The organism is Methylobacterium adhaesivum (genome assembly GCF_022179065.1).
Classification (GTDB): Bacteria; Pseudomonadota; Alphaproteobacteria; order Rhizobiales; family Beijerinckiaceae; genus Methylobacterium; species Methylobacterium adhaesivum.
In genome coordinates, this window is sequence record NZ_BPQD01000056.1 from 1 (window position 1) to 3,263 (window position 3,263).

Below are 3,263 nucleotides of genomic sequence, written 5' to 3' on the forward strand. Positions count from 1 at the left end.
TGCAGTACAGCGGTGGCAGGTTCACAATCCCGACAGGCGCAGGTAAACCAGGAGACAGCGGCCGGCCGATCTTCGACAACAAAGGACGTGTGGTGGCCATTGTCCTGGGAGGGGCCAACGAAGGAGCCAGGACTGCCCTATCTGTCGTGACCTGGACCAAAGACATGGTCACACGGTACACCCCAGAAGGAACAGAAGAATGGTCCGCCGCCTTGATGATGTGCGTCTTAGCCAACGTTACATTCCCATGCTCAGAGCCCGCATGTGCACCCTGTTGCTATGAAAAACAACCAGAACAGACACTGAGGATGTTGGAGGACAACGTGGACCGCCCGGGCTACTACGACCTGCTCGAGGCCACGATGACGTGTAACAACAGTGCACGCCACCGTCGCAGTGTGACGGACCACTTCAATGTCTACAAGGCCACGAAACCGTACCTAGCGTATTGCGCGGACTGCGGAGACGGGCAGTTCTGTTACAGCCCGGTGGCTATAGAAAAAATTAGGGATGAGGCTTCCGATGGCATGATAAAGATCCAGGTCGCAGCGCAAATTGGCATCAACAAAGGAGGAACACACGAACACAGCAAAATCAGGTACATCGCCGGGCATGACATGAAAGAGGCAAACCGGGATTCTTTACAAGTGCATACTTCCGGTGTGTGCGCTATTCGAGGCACGATGGGCCACTTCATCGTGGCCTACTGCCCTCCAGGGGGCGAACTAAAGGTCCAGTTCCAAGATGCAGAATCGCACACACAGGCCTGCAAAGTGCAGTACAAACACGCTCCGGCCCCAGTAGGCAGAGAAAAATTCACCGTCAGGCCCCACTTCGGTATCGAAGTGCCATGCACAACGTACCAGCTGACTACCGCACCGACGGAGGAAGAGATCTACATGCATACCCCACCGGATATCCCAGACATAACGTTGCTGTCGCAGCGGTCAGGTAACGTAAAGATCACAGCAGGAGGAAAAACCATCAGATACAACTGCACGTGTGGTAGTGGCAACGTGGGCACCACCAGTAGCGACAAGACTATCAATTCGTGCAAAATAGCACAGTGCCACGCTGCGGTGACTAACCACGATAAGTGGCAGTACACCTCCTCGTTTGTCCCTAGAGCCGACCAGTTGTCTCGCAAAGGTAAAGTGCACGTACCCTTCCCTCTGACCAACTCCACATGCAGGGTGCCCCTTGCACGTGCACCAGGTGTCACATACGGAAAGAGAGAACTGACAGTGAAACTGCATCCAGATCATCCCACGCTGTTGACGTACCGGAGTCTAGGAGCAGATCCGCGTCCGTATGAGGAGTGGATAGACCGATACGTCGAACGGACCATACCGGTGACCGAAGATGGGATAGAGTACAGATGGGGAAACAACCCACCCGTGCGCTTGTGGGCCCAGCTGACAACTGAAGGCAAACCCCATGGGTGGCCGCACGAGATCATACTCTATTACTATGGGCTATACCCAGCAGCCACCATCGTCGCTGTCTCAGCCGCGTGTCTCGCAGTCGTACTATCGCTGCTGGCGTCATGTTACATGTTCGCCACTGCACGCCGCAAGTGCCTGACCCCATACGCCCTGACCCCCGGAGCCGTCGTCCCGGTAACACTAGGAGTACTATGCTGCGCACCACGAGCGCATGCCGCGTCGTTTGCGGAATCTATGGCGTATCTATGGGATGAGAATCAAACCCTGTTTTGGCTGGAGCTTGCAACGCCGCTCGCTGCCATAATCATACTTGTATGCTGCCTGAAGAACCTGCTTTGCTGCTGCAAACCGCTATCTTTTTTAGTGTTGGTGAGCCTGGGAACTCCCGTCGTAAAATCTTACGAACACACCGCAACGATCCCGAATGTGGTGGGATTCCCGTATAAGGCTCACATTGAGAGGAACGGCTTCTCCCCGATGACCCTACAGCTTGAGGTACTTGGAACCAGCTTGGAACCCACACTAAACTTAGAGTACATAACCTGTGAATACAAGACAGTCGTGCCGTCACCTTATATCAAGTGCTGCGGGACATCAGAATGCAGATCCATGGAGCGCCCCGACTATCAATGCCAGGTCTACACAGGAGTGTACCCATTTATGTGGGGCGGCGCATACTGCTTCTGCGACACTGAGAACACCCAGCTGAGTGAAGCATACGTTGACAGATCGGACGTATGCAAGCACGACCATGCCGCGGCCTACAAGGCGCATACTGCGGCAATGAAAGCCACCATCCGAATAAGCTACGGGAACCTCAATCAGACAACAACGGCGTTCGTCAACGGGGAGCACACAGTGACCGTCGGAGGCAGCAGGTTTACTTTTGGTCCAATCTCCACTGCCTGGACGCCTTTCGACAACAAGATTGTCGTCTATAAGAACGACGTCTACAACCTGGACTTCCCACCCTACGGGTCAGGACAACCAGGAAGGTTTGGAGACATCCAGAGCAGGACGGTAGAGAGCAAGGACCTGTATGCCAACACCGCCCTCAAGTTGTCAAGACCTTCGTCCGGTACTGTTCACGTGCCTTACACACAGACCCCTTCTGGCTTTAAGTACTGGATAAAAGAGAGAGGCACGTCGCTGAATGACAAGGCTCCCTTTGGATGCGTAATCAAGACCAACCCAGTTAGAGCAGAAAATTGCGCCGTTGGCAACATCCCAGTCTCCATGGACATCCCGGACTCCGCGTTTACGCGCGTGATTGATGCACCTGCCGTCACAAACCTGGAGTGCCAAGTGGCGGTCTGCACGCACTCATCGGACTTCGGCGGGATTGCGACTCTGACTTTCAAAACCGACAAACCCGGAAAATGTGCTGTCCATTCTCATTCGAACGTAGCCACCATACAGGAGGCAGCTGTGGACATCAAAACAGATGGCAAGATAACCCTGCATTTCTCTACAGCATCAGCATCCCCGGCATTCAAGGTATCTGTGTGCAGTGCCAAAACGACATGCATGGCAGCGTGTGAGCCGCCGAAGGATCACATCGTCCCTTATGGGGCGAGCCATAACAACCAAGTTTTTCCTGACATGTCTGGCACGGCAATGACATGGGTGCAGCGGGTAGCTGGCGGATTCGGCGGGCTAACACTCGCCGCTGTGGCAGTACTTATACTGGTGACGTGTGTGACTATGCGCCGCTAACCGGGAGGCTTGACATAATGTATATATATAAGCATCATAGTTTTAATAAAGCATATAAATAATCAAGTAGATCAAAGGGCTACCTAACCCCTGAATAGTAAC

The 3,263-nt window shown here is 53.7% G+C and carries 1 protein-coding gene; it reads left to right on the forward strand.

What is annotated here, in order from left to right; translation table 11 throughout:
• The first annotated feature begins 308 nt into the window (after positions 1-308).
• Complete coding sequence (locus tag MFF01_RS22235; protein WP_238228584.1) at positions 309-3,161, forward strand: hypothetical protein; 2,853 nt, start codon at positions 309-311, stop codon at positions 3,159-3,161.
• Positions 3,162-3,263: the final 102 nt, after the last annotated feature.

Bases quoted from the DNA above. Each gene is read 5' to 3' on its own strand.
- MFF01_RS22235 (WP_238228584.1), top strand. From the start codon at position 309: ATGTTGGAGGACAACGTGGACCGCCCGGGCTACTACGACCTGCTCGAG.